The 23307-nt window shown below is 60.4% G+C and carries 21 protein-coding genes; 6 read left to right on the top strand and 15 right to left on the bottom strand.

Annotated elements, in window-relative coordinates; translation table 11 throughout:
* Positions 1-29: 29 nt before the first annotated feature.
* The 3 genes from JIN84_RS04455 to JIN84_RS04445 all read right to left on the bottom strand — a co-directional run bounded on the left by JIN84_RS04455 (position 30) and on the right by JIN84_RS04445 (position 3661).
* A complete protein-coding gene (locus JIN84_RS04455; protein WP_200349802.1) occupies positions 30-416 on the bottom strand; it encodes a hypothetical protein in 387 nt (128 codons plus the stop codon).
* Between the two features lie 191 nt (positions 417-607).
* Positions 608-1894, bottom strand: coding sequence for a type II secretion system F family protein (locus JIN84_RS04450; RefSeq protein WP_200349801.1), 1287 nt, complete (start codon positions 1892-1894; stop codon positions 608-610).
* A gap of 51 nt (positions 1895-1945) precedes the next feature.
* A complete protein-coding gene (locus JIN84_RS04445; protein WP_200349800.1) occupies positions 1946-3661 on the bottom strand; it encodes a GspE/PulE family protein in 1716 nt (571 codons plus the stop codon).
* A 245-nt stretch (positions 3662-3906) separates the two neighbouring features.
* Here JIN84_RS04445 and JIN84_RS04440 point away from each other — a divergent pair, with 245 nt between their 5' ends.
* Both JIN84_RS04440 and JIN84_RS04435 read left to right on the top strand, forming a co-directional pair.
* Positions 3907-4335: a hypothetical protein gene (locus tag JIN84_RS04440; protein WP_200349799.1), complete on the top strand. Its 429-nt coding sequence runs from the start codon at positions 3907-3909 to the stop codon at positions 4333-4335.
* Between the two features lie 137 nt (positions 4336-4472).
* Positions 4473-5270, top strand: coding sequence for an ATP-binding cassette domain-containing protein (locus tag JIN84_RS04435; protein WP_200349798.1), 798 nt, complete (start codon positions 4473-4475; stop codon positions 5268-5270).
* 6 nt (positions 5271-5276) lie between these two features.
* On the opposite strand, the gene JIN84_RS04430 is transcribed toward JIN84_RS04435, so the two are convergent.
* Both JIN84_RS04430 and pxpB read right to left on the bottom strand, forming a co-directional pair.
* A complete protein-coding gene (locus JIN84_RS04430; RefSeq protein ID WP_200349797.1) occupies positions 5277-5996 on the bottom strand; it encodes a 5-oxoprolinase subunit PxpA in 720 nt (239 codons plus the stop codon).
* A complete protein-coding gene (gene pxpB, locus JIN84_RS04425) occupies positions 5993-7657 on the bottom strand; it encodes a 5-oxoprolinase subunit PxpB (protein ID WP_200349796.1) in 1665 nt (554 codons plus the stop codon). The genes JIN84_RS04430 and pxpB overlap by 4 nt, the downstream gene beginning before the upstream one ends.
* Between pxpB and JIN84_RS04420 the strand changes: the two genes are divergently transcribed.
* The gene (locus tag JIN84_RS04420) at positions 7656-8396 is read left to right on the top strand and encodes a murein L,D-transpeptidase (RefSeq protein ID WP_200349795.1); all 741 of its coding nucleotides are present in this window, start codon (positions 7656-7658) and stop codon (positions 8394-8396) included. The two genes, pxpB and JIN84_RS04420, sit on opposite strands and share 2 nt — an antisense overlap.
* A gap of 61 nt (positions 8397-8457) precedes the next feature.
* On the opposite strand, the gene JIN84_RS04415 is transcribed toward JIN84_RS04420, so the two are convergent.
* The 4 genes from JIN84_RS04415 to JIN84_RS04400 form a co-directional block, all read right to left on the bottom strand.
* Entirely contained in the window at positions 8458-9462 is a 1005-nt protein-coding gene (locus JIN84_RS04415; protein ID WP_200349794.1) for an MBL fold metallo-hydrolase, read from the bottom strand.
* Positions 9463-9633: 171 nt separating this feature from the next.
* On the bottom strand, positions 9634-11970 hold the full coding sequence (locus JIN84_RS04410; protein WP_200349793.1) for a M56 family metallopeptidase: 2337 nt from the start codon (positions 11968-11970) through the stop codon (positions 9634-9636).
* Positions 11967-12374, bottom strand: coding sequence for a BlaI/MecI/CopY family transcriptional regulator (locus tag JIN84_RS04405; RefSeq protein WP_200349792.1), 408 nt, complete (start codon positions 12372-12374; stop codon positions 11967-11969). Before JIN84_RS04405 ends, JIN84_RS04410 begins: the two co-directional genes overlap by 4 nt.
* A 69-nt stretch (positions 12375-12443) precedes the next feature.
* Complete coding sequence (locus JIN84_RS04400) at positions 12444-13040, bottom strand: GNAT family N-acetyltransferase (RefSeq protein ID WP_200349791.1); 597 nt, start codon at positions 13038-13040, stop codon at positions 12444-12446.
* A gap of 51 nt (positions 13041-13091) precedes the next feature.
* Between JIN84_RS04400 and JIN84_RS04395 the strand changes: the two genes are divergently transcribed.
* Positions 13092-15689: a DEAD/DEAH box helicase gene (locus tag JIN84_RS04395; protein WP_234043178.1), complete on the top strand. Its 2598-nt coding sequence runs from the start codon at positions 13092-13094 to the stop codon at positions 15687-15689.
* 238 nt (positions 15690-15927) lie between these two features.
* Here JIN84_RS04395 and JIN84_RS04390 read toward each other — a convergent pair whose 3' ends face one another.
* From JIN84_RS04390 to JIN84_RS04380, 3 genes are all read right to left on the bottom strand, one after another.
* Entirely contained in the window at positions 15928-16623 is a 696-nt protein-coding gene (locus JIN84_RS04390; RefSeq protein ID WP_200349790.1) for a hypothetical protein, read from the bottom strand.
* 124 nt (positions 16624-16747) lie between these two features.
* The gene (locus tag JIN84_RS04385) at positions 16748-17281 is read right to left on the bottom strand and encodes a HEAT repeat domain-containing protein (protein WP_200349789.1); all 534 of its coding nucleotides are present in this window, start codon (positions 17279-17281) and stop codon (positions 16748-16750) included.
* 4 nt (positions 17282-17285) lie between these two features.
* Positions 17286-17909: a hypothetical protein gene (locus tag JIN84_RS04380; RefSeq protein WP_200349788.1), complete on the bottom strand. Its 624-nt coding sequence runs from the start codon at positions 17907-17909 to the stop codon at positions 17286-17288.
* A gap of 230 nt (positions 17910-18139) precedes the next feature.
* On the opposite strand from JIN84_RS04380, the gene JIN84_RS04375 reads away from it, so the two are divergent.
* Together JIN84_RS04375 and JIN84_RS04370 are read left to right on the top strand one after the other, a co-directional pair.
* The gene (locus JIN84_RS04375; protein ID WP_200349787.1) at positions 18140-18823 is read left to right on the top strand and encodes a hypothetical protein; all 684 of its coding nucleotides are present in this window, start codon (positions 18140-18142) and stop codon (positions 18821-18823) included.
* A gap of 95 nt (positions 18824-18918) precedes the next feature.
* Positions 18919-19338 (top strand): DUF5069 domain-containing protein, encoded by a 420-nt coding sequence (locus tag JIN84_RS04370; RefSeq protein ID WP_200349786.1) that lies wholly within the window; start codon positions 18919-18921, stop codon positions 19336-19338.
* Between the two features lie 35 nt (positions 19339-19373).
* Here JIN84_RS04370 and JIN84_RS04365 read toward each other — a convergent pair whose 3' ends face one another.
* The 3 genes from JIN84_RS04365 to JIN84_RS04355 all read right to left on the bottom strand — a co-directional run bounded on the left by JIN84_RS04365 (position 19374) and on the right by JIN84_RS04355 (position 23231).
* Positions 19374-19742 (bottom strand): hypothetical protein, encoded by a 369-nt coding sequence (locus JIN84_RS04365; RefSeq protein WP_200349785.1) that lies wholly within the window; start codon positions 19740-19742, stop codon positions 19374-19376.
* Between the two features lie 369 nt (positions 19743-20111).
* Positions 20112-20996, bottom strand: coding sequence for a sugar phosphate isomerase/epimerase family protein (locus JIN84_RS04360; protein WP_200349784.1), 885 nt, complete (start codon positions 20994-20996; stop codon positions 20112-20114).
* Between the two features lie 45 nt (positions 20997-21041).
* Positions 21042-23231, bottom strand: a complete 2190-nt coding sequence (locus JIN84_RS04355; RefSeq protein WP_200349783.1) for a YXWGXW repeat-containing protein — start codon at positions 23229-23231, stop codon at positions 21042-21044.
* Between the last annotated feature and the right edge of the window lie 76 nt (positions 23232-23307).

The following is a 23307-nucleotide window of genomic DNA, read 5'->3' as shown; positions in this document are numbered from 1 at the left end:
CGGCGGGCCACCGCCCGGTCCGGCGGACTTCACCGGCCCCTCGCCTTCGCCGCCGTGGATTCGCCGCAATACGGGCACCGGAACTTGTTCTGGAAAATGATGCTCAGAGCCACGCGCAGGCGGTAGCTGCCGAGAAGCGCGCGCGCGTTCCGGTGTTTCGAGCAACCGTTCCGCGCGATGGATTTGGCATGGCACAGCGGGCAGCGCGCGCGGATGGCCACGGCCCACTGGGTGATGCCGACGGCGACGGTGCCGCCCATCAGCCCGAGCGCGAGGGAGGCCAGTTCCCTGTCCGCCGTGACGAGGGAATGCACGAGGAGGCCGGAGGTCGCCAACAGCAGCAGGAAGAGAAGAACGATCAGCCAGGAGGCGACCTTGAAACGGGTGACAGCGTGTTGGGAAGGTAGGCGGTGCATGTGCGGGTCGGGACACCGGATGATCCGTTAGAATGTGTTAGATTCCATCGTCGGATCCGCCCGGTGGTTGTTGGGGAAAGGGCGGGTTATGCTCGTCCCGGGCCGGATATAACGTGCGTCGGAACACTTTGTCTTTCCGAAATTTCAAAAAACGGCGGTTCTTCCCGAGAACGGCCCCTGACAGGCCGGAATCACTGCATCTTCGACATCGTCTGGAAGATGGACGTGATCATCAGATAGGCCATCGCGCCGATGAGCACCGCCATGACGATGAGCACCGCCGGCATGACGAGCGCCATGATGCGCTGCAGGCTCTTATCAAGCTCCTTGTCATATCTCTCTGCGGCGCGGCGCAGGGACTGGTCGATTTTTCCCGTCTGCTCGCCCACTGAAATCATGTCGATGAGCAGGGCGGGAAAGGTGCCGTTCCGGATGAGCGCCTTGGAGAACGAGCGGCCGTCACCAACCTGGGCGATGACCTGGTCCAGCGCGCCACGCAGCGAACGGTTCTGGGTGGCGTCGCGCGAGAGTTCCAGCGAGCGGAGGAGCGGCAGTCCGTTTCCGACGAGGTTGGCCATCGTCTCCAGGAACTGTACATAGAACCGGCTGGTGATGACGGCACCGACCAGCGGCAGCTTGAGCTTGATGCGGTCCCATGTCGGCTTGTTCGCCTCGTTGTCCTTCCAGGCCTTGAAAAAGATGAAGCTGGCGATGCCGGTCAGCAGCACCACGAGCCACCACTTGCTGAGGAAGTTGGATACGCCGATGAGGATGGCCGCGCCCAGAGGGATTTCCCCGCCGCTGCTCTTGATAAGCTGGGTGAGCTGCGGAATGAGGGTGGTGACGAAAACGATCGAAACGCCGATGCCCGCGAGAATGAGGAACGCCGGATAGATCATCGCAAGGATCAGGCGGGCCTGCAGTTCCGCGAGGGTCTTGAGGTAGTGCGCCTGGCGCTTCAGAATGTCGTCCAGAGCGCCGGAAGCCTCGCCCGCCGCCGCCAGCGAACAGTACAACGGGCCGAAGCTGGGGCTGACTTTTTTCAGGGCAACGGAGAAATTCACACCATCCCGCACGATCTGGCGGATCTTGAAAGACACGGCCTTGAGGTTTCCAAGTTCCTGGCGGCTTTCCATCGACTTGAGGGCCGGCTCAAGCTGGAGGCCGGCACCGAGCATGTCGGAAAGTTCCTCGGTGAAGAGCACGACTTCCGCACGCTTGAGCTTGATCGGTCCGTCCGGGATCGGCGCTTCCTTGTCTTCGGCCTTGGGCTTTGCTTTTTCCGCTGGCTCCGGTTTCGACTTCGCCCCCTGGGCCGCCTTCTTGGGAGCCGCCGGTGCGGCGGTCTCCTTGAGATTGACCGGCTGGAGTCCTTTTTTATCCAGGACACGCAAGGCTTCCGGGCGATCCGCCGCATCGATTTCTCCGGTGGTGACGGAGCCGTTTGCAGCGAGGGCTTTGTATGCGAAGAGAGGCATGGTTGGGAAAGTGCCGGGGGATCAGTGAGCCGTGGTTCCGATGATCGGTTTTTATTCCGCGCCGCCGATGTCGGAGGAGGTGACGGAAATGACCTCCTCGATGGTCGTCTCACCCTTCATCACCTTGTGCCAGCCGTATTCGCGCATGGGGACGTAGCCATCACGCACCGCCTGGGCTCGGAGTTCGACTGCCTGGGCGCGATGGGCGACCAGCTCCTGCATCGGCGGAGTCAGAAGGATGACTTCGTAAATGGCGAGTCGTCCGGCGAATCCGGTATTCCGGCAGCGGTCGCAACCTTTCGGCGAGTAAGGTTGTCCGGTGATGTGCAGCGGGATGCCGAGATCGCGGCGGTCCTGCTCGCTCACCTCGCGCGGAACCTTGCACGCAGGGCAGAGTTTTCTAACGAGACGCTGGGCGAGGAACGCACGCACCGCGGCGGAGACGAGGAAGGGTTCCACCCCCATGTCCACCAGACGGCTGATGCCGCCCATCGCGTCGTTCGTGTGCAGCGTGGAGAAAACCAAGTGACCGGTGAGCGAGGCGCGGATGGCGATCTCCGCGGTCTCGAGGTCCCGGATTTCCCCGATCATCACGATGTTCGGGTCCGCCCGCAGGATGGAACGCAGCGCGGTGGCGAAGGTCAGGCCGATCTCGTTCTTCACGGCGATCTGCATGACGCCGGTGAGCTTGTTTTCCACCGGGTCTTCCACGGTGACGATCCGCCGCTCCGGGTGGTTCACTTCGGTGAGGAAGGAATACAGCGAGGTCGATTTACCCGATCCGGTCGGACCGGTGATCAGGATGATGCCGTTCGGCAGGTGTAGGATGGATTCGATCTTTTTCAGGACGAACGATTCCATGCCGAGCTTGGCGATGTTGAATTTTTCCTGGTTGAGGAGACGCAGGGAGACGCTCTCGCCCTCGACGGTCGGCACGGTGGCGACGCGGACGTCGATGGTCGCGCCCTCGAACTGGAGGTTGATCCGTCCGTCCTGCGGCACCCGGCGCTCGGCGATGTCGAGGCGGGCCATGATTTTCAAACGGGCGATGACCGAGCTTTGCAACGCCTTGATGTTTTCCGGCACGGCGACCTCGATCAAACGACCGTCGATCCGGTAACGGATGCGGAGATTCGTCGCAAGCGGCTCGACGTGGATATCCGTCGCCCGCTGGTCCAGAGCCTCACGGAGGATCTGGTTCACGAACTTCACAACCGAGGCTTCCTCGTCGTCGTCATTGTCGATGACGTTGGCCTCATCCTCGCCGTTTTCGATCTGGTCGTAGTCGAAATCCCGGCCTTCCAGGATCTGCTCGAAAGTGTCGGCACCCACACCGTACAAGCGGCGGAGCGCTTCGTAGAGCCGTTTGCGGGACGCCATGCACCAGTCGATGGGCAGTGCAAGCTCTTGGGCCGCCGCTTGGCGGGCGACGAGATTGAAAGGGTCGAACGTGCAGACCTTCAGCCGCTTGTGACCTTCTTCGCCGGAAATTTCCACCGGCAGAAGCCTGTGCCGCAGTGCCAGCCGGGGCCCGCAAGCCTCACGCAGTGGGAGTGGTACTTCCGGATTCGGGATGCTGTCCAACCACTCGATGCCGAGATCGAAAGCCAGCTCGCGCATGTACTTTTCCTCATCCACCACGTTCGCATCCAGCACATCATCAATGGGCGAGCGTTGCCGTTGGGAGGCGGTGCGCAGTACTTCGGTAAGCGCGGGGATGTCGTCGCATCCGGTGCGGCGGGCAGGTTCGATCAAAAGCTGGGTCATGGGCGGCGACTTCTTGTCGCTTAAATGCCACCGGGGCGCAATCTTGTCTCTTTAAAATGGTGAAAATGCTCAAGCGCGTTCGCACCCGGTCGAATGTTGGAGATCGAACTTCCCGCGTTTCAGTTGAGGTGACGGAATCCTTCCTTTGAGTGGATTCGAGCGCCCCGTCGCGGGCTGAAGTTCTTTTTGATCGATGCTTTCAAAAAGCATTGATAGCAAGACGATTATGGATATGATGCGTGTAAATGAGACTCGATGTCAGACGGATCAAGCCTTTGATTGAGGCGCTTTCAGCGATTCTATCGGTTGTGCTGCTCTATTTGGCGGTTCAAGGGCATCCCACATTGGGAATTCCGGGGATGCTGCTTTTACTTCAGCTGGTGGTTTCCAGAATTGTGAGCGCCAACGAACGGAAAGAGCGTCGGAAAATGTCCGCCATCGTGAGTGGGATCTTCGGTGAATCTTCCCCCGGACGACCCGATTTCGTCCTCTCTCCCCGATTCCGGGCACCGAATGTCGAATTGATATTCAAATCACCGGAAGATGCCCGGGAGGCGGAGCGAAACGGGACACTTCAAGAATCCGTCGAGCGCGTTCGGAACGAATACTCGATTCCCATCTTTTTGGATAAGGAAGACATCACGGGATCGTTGGTGAAAAAGACAACCAGTTGATTTGAAGCCGGTTTTTCAAACCGTCCGTCCTTCTTCATGAACCACGCCAGACATGCGGGGCATCCAAGGCGATCGGACAAAATCGTTTCCCTGAAAAAAGCCGTGCGATCCGGCCCACTTCATGCATCGTTCAAGTCGTGTCGTATCTGGAAATCAAAGACCTCCAAACCCATTTCACCCAACGCACCGGGACTTTTTTCTCGCCCGGCAAGCACGTCGTCCGCGCGGTGGATGGAGTAACGCTGAACCTTGAAAAGGGAGAAATCCTCGGCCTTGTCGGTGAGTCGGGTTGCGGAAAATCGACATTTTCGCGCACCATCATGCAGTTGATCGCTTCGACATCGGGCACGGTGATCCTCGATGGGGAAAACTTGTCCAATCTCCCTCCTGCGGAAGTGCGGCGGCGGCGGCTGGATTTTCAGATGGTTTTCCAAGACCCCTACGCATCCCTGAATCCACGGATGACGATTTTCTCCACGCTTGCCGAGGCCGTCCGCCAGCGTCACCCCCAGCTCAAGGGCGACGCTCTTTTCAGCCGGGTGGAGACGCTCATGGCCACCGTAGGGCTCGACGCCAAGGTGATGCGGAAATACCCGCACGAATTCTCCGGCGGCCAGCGCCAGCGCATCGCCATCGCCCGCGCCCTTGCTCCGGAACCGAAGCTCATCATCGCGGACGAGCCGGTTTCCGCGCTGGATGTTTCCATCCAGTCCCAGATCCTCAATCTCATCAAGAAACTGCAGAAAGAGCTCGATCTCACCATGATTTTCATTTCCCACGACCTCGGCGTGGTCCACTACATCGCGGACCGCATCGCCGTGATGTACAAGGGAAAGATCGTCGAGTCCGGCCCCGCCGGAGAGGTTTTCCACAACCCGCAGGCGGATTACACGAAGCGGCTGCTGGCCTCGATCCCGAAGCTGGCGGCGGTGTAGCGGCTTTTACCTGACAGCAGGTCGCACGGTAACCCCCGCGGCCTCCAACGTCCTGCGGAGCTCGCTCAGAATCCCCGCAGCCGTCGTACCATCGCCATGGATACAGAGCGTCTGCATGCGTCCTTCGGAAACAAGCGCCATCGCCTGCTCCACCGCTTCGTTCACCTCCTTGATCACCGCACCCGGTTCGCCACGGGGCATCAGCGTGCCGTCGTCGCGGTAACGGCGGTCGGCGAATCCTTCGGTACAAATTTTCACGCCTGCCCGCTCAGCGGCCTGCGCAAGCTCGCTTCCCGGCTGGGCGAACAGGATCAACCCCGGCGACACCTTGAGGATTCCCTCCACCACCGCCGCGGCCAGCGCCGCGTCACGGCCTGCCTGGTGGTAGAGCGCTCCGTGTGGTTTCACATGGTGGAGTTCGGCTCCCTCCTCGGCGGCGAGGGCGGCGAGTTTCCCCACCTGCTCCGCCACCAGTTCCGTGATATTCTCCAATGGCAGGACCATCGCCCTCCGTCCGAAATGCTCGGGGTCCTTGTAACCCGGGTGGGCACCGATCGCGACTCCCGCTTCCTTCGCCCACCGGATCGAGCGCCGCATCGTTTCCTCATCACCCGCGTGACCGCCACAGGCGATGTTCGCGGAGCTGACCAAGCCGATCAGCGCCTCATCCTCGGAACCACCTTCCCCAAGATCCGCATTCAAGTCGATCCATCGCATGACCGTCATGCTAGCAGGTCAATTCCAGTCCGCAACCACTTGAAATCCTGTTCCGCCAATTCGCGCGCCTGCCGGGCTTCCTCCCATGTCACTTCGCGGAATCTCACTTCCGTGCCAGGCCACGCACGCGCCAGTTTCGGCAGATCCACGGAGATCACATGCCCGATCTGCGGGTACCCGCCGATGGTCTGGCGCTCCGCCAACAGGACGATCGGCTGTCCATCCGGCGGCACCTGGACCGAGCCGCAAGCCACCGGCTGCGAAATCATCTCGCGTGGTTCGCAGAGCTCCAACCCCGCACCGGACAACCGTGCGCCCATCCGGTCCGACCTCGGCGTGAGCCGGTAGATTTCCGAGCGGAACCGCTGTCTTGCCTCGGCGGAAAACCAATCCTCCTGAACTCCTGTTAGAAATCCCAGTTCGATCACCTTCCTGTCCGCGGCCCGCCCGACATGCCAGTCACCGCACCTGGGAATCCGTCCCGGTGTTCCAATTTCCAACAAATCCCCCGCACGCAGCGGACGTCCCATCATTCCGCCGAATCCGGCCCTGACATCGGTCGCCGGACTGCCCAGGATTTCAGGCACGCATATCCCGCCGGCGATGGCGAGATAGGAGCGGACGCCGCCGGCGGGTTTGGAAAAATCCACCGTCTCTCCTGCAGCGACGCGCCGTGGCCGCCCGTTGCCGGATACCAGGGCGACCGCCGTTGCCTCGTGAAATTTCAAAATCGGTCCGCTCACGCAGCATTCCAAACAGGCCGCCGACTCGTCGTTGCCCACCAGGAGATTTGCCATGCGCAGCGACTCGCGGTCCACGGCACCGCCGGGACTGACGCCGGACGATTCATGGCCCGGCCTGCCGGGATTCTGCACGGTTGTCAGTCCGCCGGGATGGATGACCTCGACCGTCCCCATCCGTCTTTGGCCCGTCGTCGGCGTGCTCTCTTTCACCGGAGTGATCCGATCCACCGGACAAAACCGCACCCGGTCCCCCGGCAGGAAAAATGAAGGACGGGGCGAATGGACGTCAAACAACGTCACATCCGTTCTGCCTAACAAATGCCAGCCACCGGGCGAGATGGATGGATAGATGCCTGCCTGTCCCGCGGCGATGGCCACCGATCCCGCGGGAACGCTCTGTCGTGGCGTCGCAAGCCGTGGCAGCCGCAACCGCCCGGGCAAGCCTGACAGGTAAGGAAATCCGGGGGAAAATCCCACCGCCGCCACCGTGTAATCCGCACCGCTGTGAAGCGAAACCACCTCGTCCGACGATAAACCCAGAGCGGCCGCCACACCCGCCAGATCACGCCCGTCCTCACCGCCGTACCGGACCGGGATCAATTTCTCCTCGCCCGTGGAAAGCTTGTCCGTGAATTCCGTCGTACGGATCCATTCACGAACCGCCAGCCCGTCCACCGTGTCGAAGTGCACCGCGACGGATGCGAACGATGGAACGATGTCCGTTACTCCTCCGATCTTGTTCTCTCGCAAGGCCACGGCCAACCCCGTCACCCGCGCAAGCGCCGCCTCGCCCGTCAGATCGGGAAATTCCACCAACCATGCGGCATCGCCGAGGGGCTTGAGCGTCATGTCCGCAGCCTTGCACGGTCCTGTGGGCTTGCCAATGCCGGGAAGCCGGAGGATGGTGCAGGAGTCCATTTCTTCCATGAAACCATTCGTCATCCTCACACTGTCCGGCCTGCTTTCGCTGGCTTCGTGCGAGGAAAAGCAACCCACTCCCGTGATCGACCACACCATTCCCGCCGGACCCCGGCGAGCCGCCGCCGCCGCTGCCAATGTGAGTCCGGGACTGAAGCGCGATCTTGCGGCCGTCGGTCTGGAATTCGGCGCTCCGGTGTTTCTCCGCGCGCTCAAGCGGGAGCGGGTGCTCGAGCTCTTCGTCCTGAATCGGTCGACGGAAAAATACGATCTCTTCCGCAGCTATCACATCGCCGGGACCTCCGGCGACCTCGGTCCGAAGCTTGCGGAGGGCGATGGCCAGGTGCCGGAAGGATTTTATTTCGTCCCGCCCGCCGCGATGAAGCCGGACAGCCAGTACCATCTCGCATTCAACATCGGATTTCCCAACAGCTATGATGCCGCCCTCGACCGCACGGGAAGCGCCATCATGATCCATGGCAACAGCATTTCCATCGGCTGCCTCGCGATGACGGATGAGAAGATCGAGGAGATCTACACCCTGTGTTCCGCCGCCCATCAAGGCGGGCTGCCGTTTTTCCGGGTGCACATCTTCCCCTTCCGCATGACGGAGGAAGCGATGGCGGCATCCGCGGCCAGCCCGCATGCGGAGTTCTGGAAAAATCTCAAGGAAGGTTATGACCTCTTCGAGAAAAACCACATCCCGCCGGATGTCACGGCGGCTGATGGGAAATACCGGTTTGAATGAGGTGGTCCTCCGCGCGAGCCGCCACCACGGCATGCATGGGAGATCGGGATGGTGGTTTGATTCAGCTTCCCCAGCTCCATCGTTCCGCATGCCAGAGGTAGCCTTCTCCCACCGGCAGCACATGGCCGATCCCCGGCCACGGCACGTGGAATCCATAACATCTCGTCCGTTCGGCCGCGGCTTGGGCGAATACTTTCTTCCGCGTGTCGATCGACTGCATCGGGTCGTGGTCGAAGGCGATGTACCAGTTGGGATTGTGGAACATGAACCCATGGTGGTGCGAGAGGTCCATGAGATGCAGCAGCGATTCGTTCCCGGACTTGATGCGGAAGATCGCATGGCCCGCCGTGTGTCCGGGGGCCGCCTCGATGGTCACCGCGCCGTTGAAGAACTGGGTGCCCGCCTTGGCCGGTTGTGACACGCCCTTGAGAATGTCGAACTGGCCGCAGACCTCCCTGATCATGCCCGGCAGCTCGGCGCGGTTGCGTTTGGTCTTGGAAAAATCCGGCTCCTTCGCGTGCCAGAAATCATACTCCTCCGGCAGGTAATAGAAGGCCGCGTTCGGAAAGGCGGGTTTCCCACCCGCCACAAACCCGGCGAGGTGGTCCGCATGGGAGTGGCTGAGGAATCCGGCCGTCACCTGCTCGGGTGCGATACCCGCTTGTTTCAAGCCATCCTGCAACCAGCCGATGTTGGTGCTGTCCCGCTCGCCGAACCCGGCGTCGAACAAAGCGATTTCCTTGCCGATCCGGACCACCAGGATGTTCACGTAAAGCGGGATGCCATCCATCCGCTCGCCGTGGCTTTCCAGCCACTCCTTCATCTGTGGCTGGTCCTCGCGCGGCCACATGAGATCGAGCGGTCCGCGGAAAAGCATGTGGCCATCGCTGATCGACCACGCGTCGAACTCACCGATCTTGAATTGATAGACGATTGCGTTGCCATGTTCCTTCGGCTTCGGCGCCGGCTTCGCATCCTGCCCCAGCACCACGCCACCCGCCGTGGCGGCGAAGATTCCGCCTAAAAATGCCCGCCGTCCGAATCCCGGTGCCGATGATGAGTTCATGATGCGCTCCATACGGGATGAAGATGGGGAAGTTTTCGCCGGAATCAATCATGCAGAAGGGGGTGGACCCAGAGTCAAGCCGGAGGAATCGGAAGGTGTCCGACCTGTCCGGCACTTCCACCTGACGAAAAACCAGACAATGCGGGTAGACGGAGTCAACCCTCCGCTGGTTCATTCCACAATCTCCACCGTGATGAAGATCCGCCTTTCGATCGACGGGTCCCCGCTCGCCACATCGATGGCAGCCGCTTGCCCGGACGTCATACCCATGACGCTCGAACCGTTTCCTTCGGAATCGTTGGAAAGAGTGATCTTCCGGAACTTTTTCGACAAGAGGACCGACAGGTTGATACCAGGGAATTCCGGCCACGGAATGTGAGCTTGGGCCGTGGGTATCACCACCTGCTTGAGCCGGCGTTTTTCAAGACCGTAATGTCTGGCAAGCGCATTGAGCGCCTCATCATCGGAGGGAAGCAGCATTTTGAAGTTCCTCGCATCCTCGGGAAGCGTGGGATCGCGTGGCAGATCGATTTGCGTGCCGCTGATGCGCACACGGCCCTTCACCTTCGCCGAGGGAATTTCATCCGGGTGCAGGCTTGGATACCGGGCCGGTTCCCCAGGTTCAGCCGACCCGGCCCAGTTGGTATAGTTTGGAGAAGGGTTTTCCAAGCCGTCCAGCCGCCTTCCAGTGGCATCGATCGCATCCATTCTGGTAAAGATGATCAGGGACCTGCCGGGCTCGACTTCACCCAGATTGGTACAGACCGTAAAGCCACTGGCCAACCGGCCTTTGATCGTCCGTTTGACCGTTTTGATATCGGTCGGACTGATTCCTTTGGGAAGGGTTGCTTTCGAACGCACGAACTCGACGACGGGCTGAAACCGCCCGGGGATGTAATGATAGTCCACGGTTTGACTGATCTCCATCACGATACTGGGACCGGCTTGTGCGGGGACTACCTCATTACCGGGGATTTCCTCGCTGAACTCGGACGAATTGTGCATTTTGATGCCGACGTAAGGATCGCCGGAGTCCGGATTTCGTTTGGAGACCCGGCCCGGCGGCTCCGCGATTTCGCGAATGATTTCAATCATCGATTCTTGTCCGAACTTCGCACACACACTGGGTGATGTCATGATGTGGCATCCTTTCATCCGCTCTAGGCCTCGGAAAATCAATTGAATCTGACCTTCGCTGTAGAGTGATCTGGTCGAAAACCGCCCGCCATCGGTTACATTTTCCCGAACAAGGCCCATCTCCAGACTTTTAGAATCGATGAAGACGAAGTTGCTGGAGATCTTCACCTGCCCACCAGCCCGTGCGGGAGCCGGCGGTGGCGGCGGCGGCGGTGGTGCGGATTCATCGACATCCGGCTGTGCCGGAACCGGCTCCTGTTGGAGCGCTTTTTCCACCGTAGGCTCCTCGGTTTTCTCGGGTACGGTCTCGCCGGCGGGCGTGTCATGGGAAACGGGAGGCATCCCTTCCGCTGCGACTTTCAAAACCGAGACAGACATCGCGGCACAGACGGAAAGTGCCAGGCTGATGCCGATGAAACCTCTTCCAACCGGTGTCACACCCTCCTCCTTTGAATCCAACAAACACACGATCCTCTGTTTCAACCGCCGGACATGGAGACGCCGGGCCATTGAAACGGCGAGCGAGGGATGCTTGTCGGTTTGGCGCGCCATGGCGATGAGGAACTCCCCATAGTCCGCTCGGTCGCCAGCGGAGGAAGCCGCGTGGAGATCACACAGTTGCTCGCGGACGGCGGCCCAGTCGGCGACGAGACGATGGACCAACGGATTCCACCAATTCAGGCAACGGATGACGGCGAAGAGGATCATCCAGCGCGAGTCCTCCGCCTGACGGTGCGCGGTTTCATGGCGCACGGCCCAACGTAATTTTTCGGAGGAAAGAGCATCTAACAAAAAATGCGGGATCACGATTCTGGGTCGCAGGAAACCGATGACGCAGGGACTGGTGGTGGCAGGGGAAATGATAAAATCGGTCCGTGCCGTGCCGGACGGGACGATGTGCCGGAGCACGTCCCATGTGCTGTCATCAAGGGGCTTGAGGGATCTTTTCCAGAGCATCACCCTCATCATGGCGAGCGCGAGCAGACCGAGACCGATGCCGACACCGGTCGCCCAGAGTGTGATCACGGTTGTTGGGAAATCAGGCAGTTCCCACTTCGCCCCGGACTCGGAGTATGGTTCTGATGGTGCCGCCGCCTCGTTTCTGACCGGCACGGTGACGATGGTCCAGAGCGGCAGTTCCGCCGGAGCCGGTGCGACTTGGGCTTCCGGGATAATTGGTGACACATCGGGTGTGGGAGAGGGGCGCAGCGCGGTGATCCATGGCAGCAGTCCGACAACCAGCAATCCGGAGATGGCGGCAAAGGACCGCCGTCCGGGCAAGCGGATGAAGGCGAGGAGCAGTGTGGCGAAAACGGATAGGATCCCCGCATGCAGCGCGACATTGAGCAGATAGGTGGTGGGGAGGCTCATGGCTGGTTTCCTTTCCTGTGGGTTTTGATGAGCTGGTTGAGTTCCGCCATCTCATCGTCGGTCAGCCCGCCTTCCTCCACCAGACAGCGGACAAGCGACAGGCCGGAGCCGCCGAAGAAACGTTGCTTCAGTTCGCTGAGGACTTTTCCGCGCCCGCCTTTTTCAGATGGGGCGGAGCGATAGAGACGGGCGCGGCCCTGATCGTCGGTGAGGAGCCATCCCTTTGCCTCCAGGCGGTTGAGCTGCGTTTGCAAGGTGCTTCGCGTGATGGGTTCGTCACGGCCCTCGTTCACGGATTGGAGCAGTTCGCCGACGGTGACGGGTTGCCTCTGCCAGATCTGGTCCATGAGCGCTTGTTCGGCGGGAGACAGCGGGGGCAGGACGGAGGCTTTCTTGGAACTCATGGGAAACTTAAAGACAAATGTCGCCATAAGCGTCAAGCGGCAAATGACGACAGATGTCGCCATCAAGGTTCATCCGAGGATTCCGGGCGCGAGGCGGGACAACCACCCGGCGAGTTCCGCCGCCGCCCGTGTCTCGGGAAGCGCGTCGAGGTTGTCCAGATCCCAGCGGAAGGAGAGCTTGTAGCCGTCCCATTCACCCCGCGCGCCGCAGTCCCGCATCCAACCCGCGGCCTGGCGGTTCTCCGTGAGGACGTGGCCGGTCATCGTTTCCGCGCCCGCGCGGAAGGCGGTGAGCCACAGGATCGCGAGCAACAGCGTGCCGATGCCCCGCCGCTGGTCGTCGTCCAGGACAATGAATGAAATCTCGACCTCACCGGGTTGGCCGGCGGTCCGCCACCAGCTCGCGCCGCCCATGGGACTGAACTCGCGGGTGGGATCCAGCACCGCCCAGCTGACATGCGTCGCAGGATCCTGATGCAGCACGCGGGTGAGCATGTTGTCTCCGACGACCTCGCCGGTGTGGGTCCAGAAGCGGTTGTAGCGGGCCTCCGGGGAAAGACGGCGGTAGGCCTCCGCCAGCGCGGGGCGGTCATCCGGGACGAGAGGCCGCACGATGATCGGCGTGCCGTCGCGCAGGATGGTTTCGAATCTTCCGGAGCCGTTCACGGACCCAGTCTAGCGGAGGACGCGGGGCGGAAAAGAGCGAATGACCGCTGTATGATTTCAATGTTCAACGCGTCGTGTCCCGTGTTCAATGATCCCGTCACGATGTCCGCCCCGCTCAACTCCAAGAATCTTCCGGAAAACCCCACCGCGGACGATATCCTCAACGTCTTCCTGGATTACCTCACGGCGACCGGCACTGTTCCGTATGATCACCAGGAGGAGGCCATTCTCGAGCTTTTCGCGGGAAACAACGTGATTCTCAACACGCCCACCGGTTCCGGGAAATCCCTCGTGGCGCAGGCGATGCAGTTCAAGTCCCTCTGCCAGGGACGCCGTTCTTACTACACCGTGCCCATCAAGGCGCTGGCGAATGAGAAATTCCTGTCCCTCTGCCACGTCTTCGGTCCGGAAAACGTCGGCATGATTACCGGGGATGCCACCGTGAACCATGACGCGCCCGTCATCTGCTGCACGGCGGAAATCCTCGCGAACATGGCCCTGCGCGACGGAGCCCGGGCACCGGTGGACGATGTCATCATGGACGAGTTCCATTACTATTCCGACCACAGCCGCGGAGCCGCCTGGCAGATCCCGCTGCTCACCCTGCCGCGCGCCCGCTTCCTCCTGATGTCCGCCACCCTCGGCGATTCGTCATTTTTCTCCAAGCAGCTCACCACCCTGACAGGCGCGCCGACCACCCTCGTCCAGTCGGAGCAGCGGCCGGTCCCGCTGGAATTCGAATACTCCACCACCCAGCTTCAGGAAAAGGTCGCCGGGTTGAACGAGCAGGGACGCTCGCCGGTTTACCTCGTCCACTTCACCCAGAACGCCTGCGCGGACACCGCCCGGGACCTGCTCTCCACCAACTTCTGCACCAAGGAGGAAAAGCAAGCCATCGCCCGAGCTCTCGACGACGCGGACTTCCGTTCTCCCTATGGTCGCGAGCTTTCGAAGATCCTCCGTCACGGAGTGGGCATCCACCATGCCGGACTGCTGCCGAAGTACCGTCTCCTGGTGGAAAAGCTCACCGCCCGCGGCCTGCTCAAGGTCGTCTGCGGCACGGACACGCTCGGCGTCGGCGTGAACGTGCCCATCCGCACCGTGATGCTCACGGGCCTGTGCAAGTACGACGGACGTGGTACCAAGATCCTCGCGGTGCGGGATTTCCGCCAGATCGTCGGCCGTGCGGGCCGGCGGGGATTCGACACCACGGGTTACGTCGTCGCCCAGGCACCCGAGCACATCATCGAGAACCTGCGGCTCGCGGCCAAGGCGGCGGCGAACAAGAAGAAATCCTTCGAGAAACGCAAGCCGCCGGAAAAAGGCTTCGTCCACTGGGACGAGCAAACCTTCGCCAAGCTCCAGACCGCGCCGCCCGAGCCGCTCGTTTCCAGTTTTTCCGTCTACCACCACACGTTGCTCAACGTGCTTTCCCGCACCCATGAGGATGGCTGTGCGGCGTTGAAGAAAATCATCGACGACAGCCACGAACCGCCATCGAAGAAGAAGGCGCTCAAGAAGCATGCCTTCAAACTCTTCCGCGGTCTTATCGGCGCGAAGATCCTCCACATCATTCCGCCGGCGAAACGCACGGGGCCGCGGAAGGTCGTCGTCGATGTTTCGCTGCCCGAGGATTTCTCCATCAACCACGCGCTGAGCCTCTACCTGTTGGACGCCATCCCGCAGCTTGACAAGGAAGCGGAGGATTACGCGCTCAACGTCATCTCCCTCATCGAGTCCATCCTGGAAAATCCGGACATCGTCCTGAGGAAACAGGTCGATCTCCTGAAATCCGAGCTCATGGCCCGGCTCAAGGACGAGGGCATGGAATACGACGACCGCATCGAGATGCTGGACCAGGTCGAGTGGCCGAAGCCCGGTGCGGATTTCATCTACACCACCTTCAACGCTTTCAAGCTCCGCCACCCCTACCTCGGCAGCGAGAACGTCCGGCCCAAGACGGTCGCCCGCGAGATGTTGGAAAACTACCAGTCGTTCGAGGACTATGTGAAAACCTACAAGCTCGAGCGTGCCGAAGCCGTGCTGCTCCGCCACCTCGGCGAGGTTTACAAGGTCCTCTCCCAGACCGTGCCGGATCATGCGAAAACCGAGCATCTCCACGAGGCCGAGTCATTCCTCGAACTCATCGTCCGCCACACCGACTCCAGTCTGTTGGACGAATGGCAGGCCATGAAAAATCCGGAAGCCGCCAAGGTTGATAAATCCGATTCCATCAAAAACGAACTCTCCAATTTCAAGGCGAAGATCCCCTACACCAAGGACAAGCAGGCCTTCACCCGCCACCTCCGCAACCACGTCCTCACCCTCGTCACCGCGCTGTCCCGCTACGACACCGAGGCCGCCCTCAGCCTCATCCTCCCCCAGGACAGCGATGGCAAGCCGTGGTCGAACGAGCGCATCCTCGTCCTTCTCAACACCTACCACGCCGCCCGCCACCAGATCCGTCTTGATCCGGAGGCCCGCAACGCCCGCCACACCCACATTTCCGACGACGGCCTGGAGATCCACCAAACCCTCATCGACCCGGACGATCTGAACGACTGGTCATTGAATCTCACGATCGATCTGGAGAAATCCAACGAGACGAGAACCCCGGCGATCCGCTTGGAATCCATTGCGGCGATTTGACATTCTCCTACCTTCAGAGCGGCTGTGGCTGGGTCCCGCCGTCAGTTCCGAAAAGGTGTTTCTGTAATCTTCGCCAGATATTGGCGGGCGAAAGCAACTTGCGTCCGATTCAACCGCTGCCGACAATCCGTCCATTCCGTGGAGACTATCCGTTCGATCGACCGTCCCCGTATGATGCACGGGGCCAGGTGCCGCCGCCGATGCGGACCTGACCGCCGCCGTCGTCCTCTCCCCGGACTCACTTCCGGAAAACACGGACGAAGGCTTTCCATGTATCCACGGAATTTTCCAAAAGCTTGTCGCGTTCGTTGTCACTGAGGTCTCCGCTTTCCTTGGCACGGTCTTCCGCAGCGAGCAGGTCTTCCAACCGGTTTACCAGAGAGGAACGTCTTGAATCGCTGACAGAACTGTCCGCCGCGAAATGGACCAGTTCGTCCATCAGCCATTCCCGGCGGTTCAGGTCCGGGGTGAGGATGCCGCCTTCCACTTTCTCGAGCAGGATGGTGTCGATGTTTTTGGACAGCGCGTCGAGATTGTCAGCGGTCAGCGCGGGGTTCGGAGCCTCAACGTGGGTACTGGAAATTTCCAGAAGCTGGAGGACGAAGGCGCGGGCCTGGGTGACGGTGAGGCGCTCGTTCAGGGTGTTGTTCTGGATCTTCTGGTAGATCGCGGCATGGGTGGCACGCAGCGTCTCGTCGGATTTCACATAGTAGCGGAAGCCTTCGAACGTGAGCTTGCGATAGGTTTCGAACTTGTCGCGGGCGATGCCGAGTTCCTCCTCGACCACCGCGATCTGCGGCTTCTGGGGCTCCGGAGCGGAGTTGTTTCCTCCCCGGAAGGGTGGCGGCGGGTGGGGGCCGCCGGGATTCGCTTGGGTAATGGGGGCGAGGCTGGAAAGGATGCCGAGAATCAGGGCGGTGGTCGGGGTTTTCATGGTCGTTCGGTTTTTTTTCCAGAACGACGGGGAGCGGGCGGGTTGCCTGCGGTGGGTCGTTCCGGTTGTCACCGAGTGAGCACCGGAATTGTAAAGGGATGATGTGGGTCGTGAAAAACTTCGGTTAATTCCCCTCCGTCACATCGCCGTCCTCATCGATCATCGGTGGAACCTTGAGATACTCGATGACCTCGTTGATGGTCTTTTGTTCCACCGGATCAGGAGTCTCCTCCGCCAGCGCGGACAGGGTGGGTATGGCGGCGGTGCTGCCGAAGGTTTTGGTCGCCTCCAGCGCGGCTTCGCGGATTTCCCGCAGGGGGTTCTTCAATTCCCCGAGGATCTGGCGGAGAGAAGCCTCGTCCTCGAACCATGCGAGCTCGTTGAGGTCGGAGACACGCTGGGTGATCCAGTCCAGATTTTCTTCGTCGCCCGCCGGGTGTGGTGGTTGCGTGGGTGCGGGGATTTCATCCGCGGAAATCCGGATGGCCCGGCTAGGCGGGCGCGGGCTTTTTTTAGCTGCCGGAAGCGGGGATTCCACTGCCCCGGCCCGGGCGGCGCGGCCCGGGTCACCGGATGGGCCTAAGCCGCGTGAAATGACAATCGCGGTGGCGGCCAGCACCGCCAGACCGGCGAGCAGGGTGGCGTGGCTGCGTGTCATGGGATCAGTCTTTCAAGATGGCCGCGTCCTTGCCTGAGAGCGACAACTTGCCGTCGAAATACGCGACATTTCCCGAGAGCTGGCCTTGGCCGTTCACATTGGCCGAGGATTTGCTTTCGGAACGCTGGATGTCAAATTTGTCGGGTTTCGAAATATCCAGCTTTTCGGTGGCGATCCCGCTGACCGTTCCCTTCAATGCCGGAAGGTTGATGGTGAAGGAAATGGGAAAATAATTGGTTGTTTTCTGTTCGAGTGTATCGCGCTTGTACTTGCCGTCGAAGATGGAGTCATCCTGGGCCAGGGTTGCCGTGAAGTAGCGGCTGACGTCGGCGATGGCGTTGCCCTTGGAATCGGTGACGATGACCTTGCCGCTGGTGGCGACACGGAGTTGCGAACCTCCGGAATATTTCAAGCCCGTTTGTTTGGCGAGAAGCTTCAGAAGTTGTTTGGAGTCGAGCCGCACGGCTTCGACGTCGCCCGTGACATGGCTGTTCGAGGTGGAGATCCTTTTTTGGTAATAGCAGCGGAGGTCGAGCTTGAGGGTGGTTTCCACGCCCGCTTGAAGTGAAATGGCGGGGACAAGAAAAAGGCCTGAGGCCAACAATGGTTTCAGGAAATGGGATTTCATGACGAGGGAATCGGGAGATTTTGAATGGTTCGGGGATGGCGGTGGGCCGGGCGATGGCATGTGATGCTGTTTTTGACTAGTCCCTATCTGCTTAAATTCAAACGAATCTTTAGCTTTTCGCAAAAATTGACAGTGCCTTCACGAAGAAAAGCTTGCTCCCGGATGTATCGAAAACCGATCGTTGCGATCAGATGACGACGGTTCCGCCCCCCCTCTTGTTGCTCCTGCTGATGACTCCGCTGTCCTTTGCCGGGGAAGTGCTGGAGTCGCTGAAGACGCGGGGAGGCAGGGAATACTTCAAGGTCGAGGTCCTTACGAACGACGATGTCGGTATCCGCATCCGCCACGAGGCCGGAACAGCCCGCGTGCCTTACGGAGATCTTCCTGACGCGGTGCAATCCAAATATCGTGCGGAATGGAAAAAGGCGGTGGCTGTGAAAAGCGAAGCCACCAAGGCCGAGGGCGAACGCATCAGGCAGGAAGAAGAGGAGAAAAAACAGGCCGAACTTGCAGACAAGGAAAAGCCGGTGAAACCGCGTCTCCCGGCCAAGGTATCCAAACCAGTCACCAACGGCCCCCAACCTCCGGCGGACGACAAGGAGATCAAAAAATTGGACGCCTATATCGCGGACCTGAAGATCAAGGCGAGCGAGGCTCTCGCCGAGGCCGCTCAATTGCGGCGTCAGGCTGACTCCGAGCGTTCGAGAACCCGTCGTGTCACCAGAAATTACGGGGATCAGACCTCTTACACGACGGTACCGGACAAGTCAGGCTGGGCGAAGGCGACCAAATATGACGAGCAGGCCGCCGTATTGGAGAGCCAGGCGGAGAAAGCCCGCGCCTTGATTCTCGAAGCACGCGGAAGGCGGGAGGAGATTGAGGAACGCCAGGCTCTGCCAATCCAGGCGGAATGAATGAAAGCCATGGCTTTCGGCCCATTAAGCCGCGATGGACGTGCGGCGCCGGACTTGCCACGACAAGGGAAATCCCTCAGGCTTCTCCGGAAGTCATGAAATCCGCACCCCTCTCCGCCTATCAGGAAACCCTCGGCATGGTTTATTTCGCCCGGATGCTGGACAAGATCCGGCTGCACGCCGCGGAAAACCTCCGCGAGGATTTTTGTGAAAACCTCGGCAAGGGATTCGACGGCCGTTGCTTGAATTTCCTCCGGGTGGATTACGATGATCTCAAGGCCCGCGTCCTGATCGGAGGCGGTGATGAGGAGATCCTGAACTGGTGTTTTGAAGCCGGCCGCCCGCTGAACGAAGGCGACATCTTCGTCTGGAACCAGTACATGAAAAAAGCCGGTTGGAAGGATGGCACCACCGAAATGCTCATCCGCCGCAAGCGGGAGAGCGGGCTGGAGAATCGCGACGAGATCGAGACGATGGCGGAGTACTTCGAGTATGACGAAGGCCGGAAATCCTGACGGATCGCGTTCGGGAACAATCCGGCATGGCTTCGCTACCTATCGACCTTGTGGGGTCGCCCGGTTTCGAAGATCCGTTTTTCGCCGTTCCATACGCACAGCTGTTGATAACCGCACGAGGGTTTCGCGTTGCCTTCCATGTCCGTGATGGCAAGCGATCCGGCGAGTTTCACGGTCGTTTCCTTCCCGTTTGCCTGGAGATATTCCACCTTCAGGCCCGCCCCTTCGAATCTGGCTTCGCCGTGAGGAGGGATTCCAAAACCAGGTTCATCGCTCCAGCACCGGCCCGAAACCCTCACTTGCAGCAGGAGACGCAGTTCCCGGCCGTCCATTTCAAGGAGCCATAGGCTCCCATTCCCCATGTGGGTGCTTTCGATGAGTTCCAGCACCGGATTTTCCAACATGGGAAATGAAGTCCACCGGGCCGAAACCACATGATGCCCGCGTCCTTTTATATATTCGTTCGGAAAGGTCGCGGCCCATTCGACGCCATCACCCGATTGTTTGAAAACCCGCATATGCCCCCACCATTCCTTCTCCCTCTCACAATACGCCGCCAGGATGAGTTTGTCAGAAGGACAGGGATGGATGGTCGTCGATTGGAATTTTGAAAGCCACGTGGAAACAGGCTCATTCACCCAAGCACGATCGACGGTAGCGGGATCCTCCGCATGTGAGGCGGTGGCAAGCAAAAGCAGGAAAATCGGAACTCGCATATCGGGGCGGCCCACTCGTGAACCACCGCTACTACGGGACTAAAGCCATCGGTTGTCTCACAACTTCCGCAAATAATCCATGCTTTGACGGATGCTGGCGAGCGCGTCGGGGGATTGGTCCTGCTCGACATGGCAGTGCTTCACTCCCGCGGCCTTTGCTGCGGAGAGAATGGGTTCCATCGCGATGATGCCGTCGCCGAGTTCCTGGAACGCGTCATGCGGAACATCCGTGGCATACGAGGGAATGGCGATGCCCGATTTGAGATCCTTGAGATGAAGCTGGGAAACGCGGCCCTTGAGCTTGGTGATCAATTCCACCGGATCGAGACCAGCGGCCTTCACCCAGAAGACATCGATCTCGAAGAACACGTCCCGGGAAAATTCCTTGATGAAAATATCATACCCCGTGGTCCCGCCTTCCTTGGGCTGGAATTCGAAGTTATGGTTGTGATAGGAAAGCCGGATGCCCGCCTTTTTCGCCATACCGGCGGCCTTGTTCGCATTTGCCGCGATCTTCTTGTAAGAATCAAGGCCGCCCCGCTGGCCATCCGTCAGATAGGGGATGACCAGCTCGGTAAGACCGAGGGAATGCGCTTTCTCCACCACTCTGGCGAAGTCGGACAGCTCCGCATCCTTCGGATCCACCACACAGTCCCACTGGAAGTGGGCGGAATTGATGGCCAGCCCGGCATCCTTCGCGCCGGAAACCAAGGCATCCGCATCCGGAAATCCATAAAGCTCCACCTGCTTGTAGCCAGCGGCGGCCACCTGTTTCAAAGTGCCCGCAGGATCTTTTCCAAGAGCATCCCGCAGCGTGTAAAGCTGGATGCCGATGTTCTTGCGGTAGGCGTTGTCCGGCTCAAGCGCGGCGAGCAAATGACCGGTCTGGCTCAGTGCCAGGGATGTGGCGGCGGTGTTGCGGATGAAGGTCCTGCGGTTCATGGGTTGGCTGCTTCTATATGATATGGCCCGGCCGGCCAAGCTCCGTCATCGGTCGTCCTTTTTCTTTTTCTCACGATCCGCGGTCTGATCTTTCCCCTTGGTGGACGACTGCGCTTTTTGCTGTTGAGGTCTGGCGGCGGGCCGCTGCGCAGGGCGTTCGGCGGACGCCTGACGCTTCGGCTGGGCTTCGGTCTTGCGGACGGGGGCGGTAGAGGCCTCGACCTTCTTTTTCTGCGGTTGTTCGGGTGCTGTCTGACGTTTTGGCGCGGGGTTGGTTTTTTGCTCGGGAGCCGCCTTGCGTTGCGGGGCGGGAGCCGCCTTTTCCCTTTGGCCGGGATTGGCCTCGCGTTTTTGCTGAGGTGCTGCCTCGCGTTTGGGCGCAGGGTCGGCCTTGCGCTCGTTATCTCCCTGGCGTTTGGGTGCCGGGTCGGTCTTGCGCTCGTTGCCCCCCTCGCGCTTGGGCGCGGGATCAGCCTTGCGCTCGTTGTCTCCCTGACGTTTGGGTGTTGGGTCGGCCTTGCGCTCGTTGTCCCCTTGGCGTTTGGGTGTTGGGTCGGTCTTCCGTTCGTTGTCGCCCTGGCCTTTGGGTTCGGGGTTGCCCTGTTGGGGTTTCCCCTCCCGGTTGTCCTGCTTGCCACGTTCGGTATCGGGTGTGGTCTTGCGGTCCGGCTGGGTTTTCGGAGCGTCCTTGGCTTTTTCCTTCTGTTGCGGATTAGGATCCGTCTGGGATTTCCGTCCCGGGGCTTCCTCGCGTCTTTGGCCCGGCTTGTCGCGCTTCTCCTCAGCCCCTTCCGGTTTTCCGCCAGTACGTGGCTGGTCGTCGCGCTTCGATTCCCTGCCCTCCCGGCCTTCCTTTCCTTCACCGGGTTTGCCTTTGGCGGGATCCTGACGGTTTCCTTCACGAACATTGTCATCCTTCTCCGATGCCCGGGCTTGGACTCGTGCCGGTGGCCCGCCGTCCTTGTCGGATCGATCGGATTTTTTCGCCAGGACAGGAGAGCGGTTCACCTTCTGCTTCCTTGATTCGGCGGCGCTGCGCTCAGGGCCTTCCGGCGCATTTTTGCCACGGACCTCGAGCTGTTCACGGTCACGGCCGAATTTGCGGATCTCCTGCCTTTGGGAAATGTAACGCTCCCTTTCGTTCTTATCCACGGCCTTGAAACGTTGGCGGCCGTCCTTGCGGTCACCAGTAACGCGGTCGAACCGCTCGGCGATGTCATAGCGGTCGCGGTCACGATCGCGGTCCCCCTGTGGCCGGGAAGTCAGTGCGGCCCATGTCCGGGGAGGACGGGCGTCCCGGTTGTCGCGGCGGAATTCGAAATACTCCTGACGCCTGCGATCCCACTCGCGGTCGCCGCGGTGCTCCCAGCGGTCGTGTGCGTAGAAAGGATCATACCCGCGGCGTCCACGATTGTAGGAATAGGAGGCATAATATCCACGGTCCCGATACCTCGGCTCATAGTAGTCGCCGAAATAATAGTGATTGTGGCTGGGCCTCAGGAACAAGTGGTTGCTGAAGACCGCAAGACTGATGACGGTGAGCGGCGAATAAGTGAAATTCGGGCGCGATACATAGGCGGGTTGGAAACGTACCGGCGCGAACACCACTCCACGGCGGACCACCGGGTAGTCCCAATAGCCATCCACGTAAACATAGCCACGCCGGGTCCATCGATAATAAGCGGGCACCCATACCCAGTTCTCACGGGCTCCCACCCAGGTTCCGGGCCTCCAGGCGTAGCGTTCCTCACGATAAACCCAGTTGCCTGGAATCCAGGTCTGGTCATTGGAGGCGGCCTCGACATTGGGACCTGTTTCCAACGTGCGCGGAGGTTCGGGCAGATAGGAAACTTCCGTGGTGTCCGCATCCTCCCAATATCCCGAGGTCCATTGCCACCTGCCTTCGGCTTCGGCCCAATAGCCGGGAACCCACTCCCGGTCCGGCGGCAGATTCCGCCAGATCCCGCTGATCCATAAAAAGTCGTTCTGATCGTCATCCCATGCCCAGTAGCCCGGTATCCAGGTGACGTTGTCACCCTCGAGCCGCTGCTCGGGCGGCACCTCCTCGATCAGCACCGGTGGTTGTCGGTCGACAAACACGCCGGGTTCGGGATCATAACTGATGGTTCCGGCGAATGCCTCGTGTACCGGCCCGCGGGTGAGCACTTCGGCCCCCTGGGTATCGGTGTCGGGTTGGGCGTTCGAGATGCCGGCTCCAAGAAAAGCGCCCCCCATGATGACGGCCGCCAACGCGCTTTGGATTTTGTGTCGATGTAAATGCATGTGTACCTCCTTTTATCGGATTGTGTAG

Source organism: Luteolibacter yonseiensis, assembly GCF_016595465.1.
Classification (GTDB): Bacteria; Verrucomicrobiota; Verrucomicrobiia; order Verrucomicrobiales; family Akkermansiaceae; genus Luteolibacter; species Luteolibacter yonseiensis.
Note: the sequence above shows the minus strand (reverse complement) of the source record. Positions and strands in the feature narration are given on the sequence as shown.

What these genes read in the sequence shown, in the direction of transcription:
- JIN84_RS04455 (WP_200349802.1), bottom strand. Translation starts at nt 416, where the DNA reads ATGCACCGCCTACCTTCCCAACACGCTGTCACCCGTTTCAAGGTCGCC.
- JIN84_RS04450 (WP_200349801.1), bottom strand. Translation starts at nt 1,894, where the DNA reads ATGCCTCTCTTCGCATACAAAGCCCTCGCTGCAAACGGCTCCGTCACC.
- JIN84_RS04445 (WP_200349800.1), bottom strand. Translation starts at nt 3,661, where the DNA reads ATGACCCAGCTTTTGATCGAACCTGCCCGCCGCACCGGATGCGACGAC.
- JIN84_RS04440 (WP_200349799.1), top strand. Translation starts at nt 3,907, where the DNA reads ATGAGACTCGATGTCAGACGGATCAAGCCTTTGATTGAGGCGCTTTCA.
- JIN84_RS04430 (WP_200349797.1), bottom strand. Translation starts at nt 5,996, where the DNA reads ATGACGGTCATGCGATGGATCGACTTGAATGCGGATCTTGGGGAAGGT.
- JIN84_RS04420 (WP_200349795.1), top strand. Translation starts at nt 7,656, where the DNA reads ATGAAACCATTCGTCATCCTCACACTGTCCGGCCTGCTTTCGCTGGCT.
- pxpB (WP_200349796.1), bottom strand. Translation starts at nt 7,657, where the DNA reads ATGGAAGAAATGGACTCCTGCACCATCCTCCGGCTTCCCGGCATTGGC.
- JIN84_RS04415 (WP_200349794.1), bottom strand. Translation starts at nt 9,462, where the DNA reads ATGAACTCATCATCGGCACCGGGATTCGGACGGCGGGCATTTTTAGGC.
- JIN84_RS04410 (WP_200349793.1), bottom strand. Translation starts at nt 11,970, where the DNA reads ATGAGCCTCCCCACCACCTATCTGCTCAATGTCGCGCTGCATGCGGGG.
- JIN84_RS04405 (WP_200349792.1), bottom strand. Translation starts at nt 12,374, where the DNA reads ATGAGTTCCAAGAAAGCCTCCGTCCTGCCCCCGCTGTCTCCCGCCGAA.
- JIN84_RS04395 (WP_234043178.1), top strand. Translation starts at nt 13,092, where the DNA reads ATGATTTCAATGTTCAACGCGTCGTGTCCCGTGTTCAATGATCCCGTC.
- JIN84_RS04390 (WP_200349790.1), bottom strand. Translation starts at nt 16,623, where the DNA reads ATGAAAACCCCGACCACCGCCCTGATTCTCGGCATCCTTTCCAGCCTC.
- JIN84_RS04385 (WP_200349789.1), bottom strand. Translation starts at nt 17,281, where the DNA reads ATGACACGCAGCCACGCCACCCTGCTCGCCGGTCTGGCGGTGCTGGCC.
- JIN84_RS04380 (WP_200349788.1), bottom strand. Translation starts at nt 17,909, where the DNA reads ATGAAATCCCATTTCCTGAAACCATTGTTGGCCTCAGGCCTTTTTCTT.
- JIN84_RS04375 (WP_200349787.1), top strand. Translation starts at nt 18,140, where the DNA reads ATGACTCCGCTGTCCTTTGCCGGGGAAGTGCTGGAGTCGCTGAAGACG.
- JIN84_RS04370 (WP_200349786.1), top strand. Translation starts at nt 18,919, where the DNA reads ATGAAATCCGCACCCCTCTCCGCCTATCAGGAAACCCTCGGCATGGTT.
- JIN84_RS04365 (WP_200349785.1), bottom strand. Translation starts at nt 19,742, where the DNA reads ATGTTGGAAAATCCGGTGCTGGAACTCATCGAAAGCACCCACATGGGG.
- JIN84_RS04360 (WP_200349784.1), bottom strand. Translation starts at nt 20,996, where the DNA reads ATGAACCGCAGGACCTTCATCCGCAACACCGCCGCCACATCCCTGGCA.
- JIN84_RS04355 (WP_200349783.1), bottom strand. Translation starts at nt 23,231, where the DNA reads ATGGGGGGCGCTTTTCTTGGAGCCGGCATCTCGAACGCCCAACCCGAC.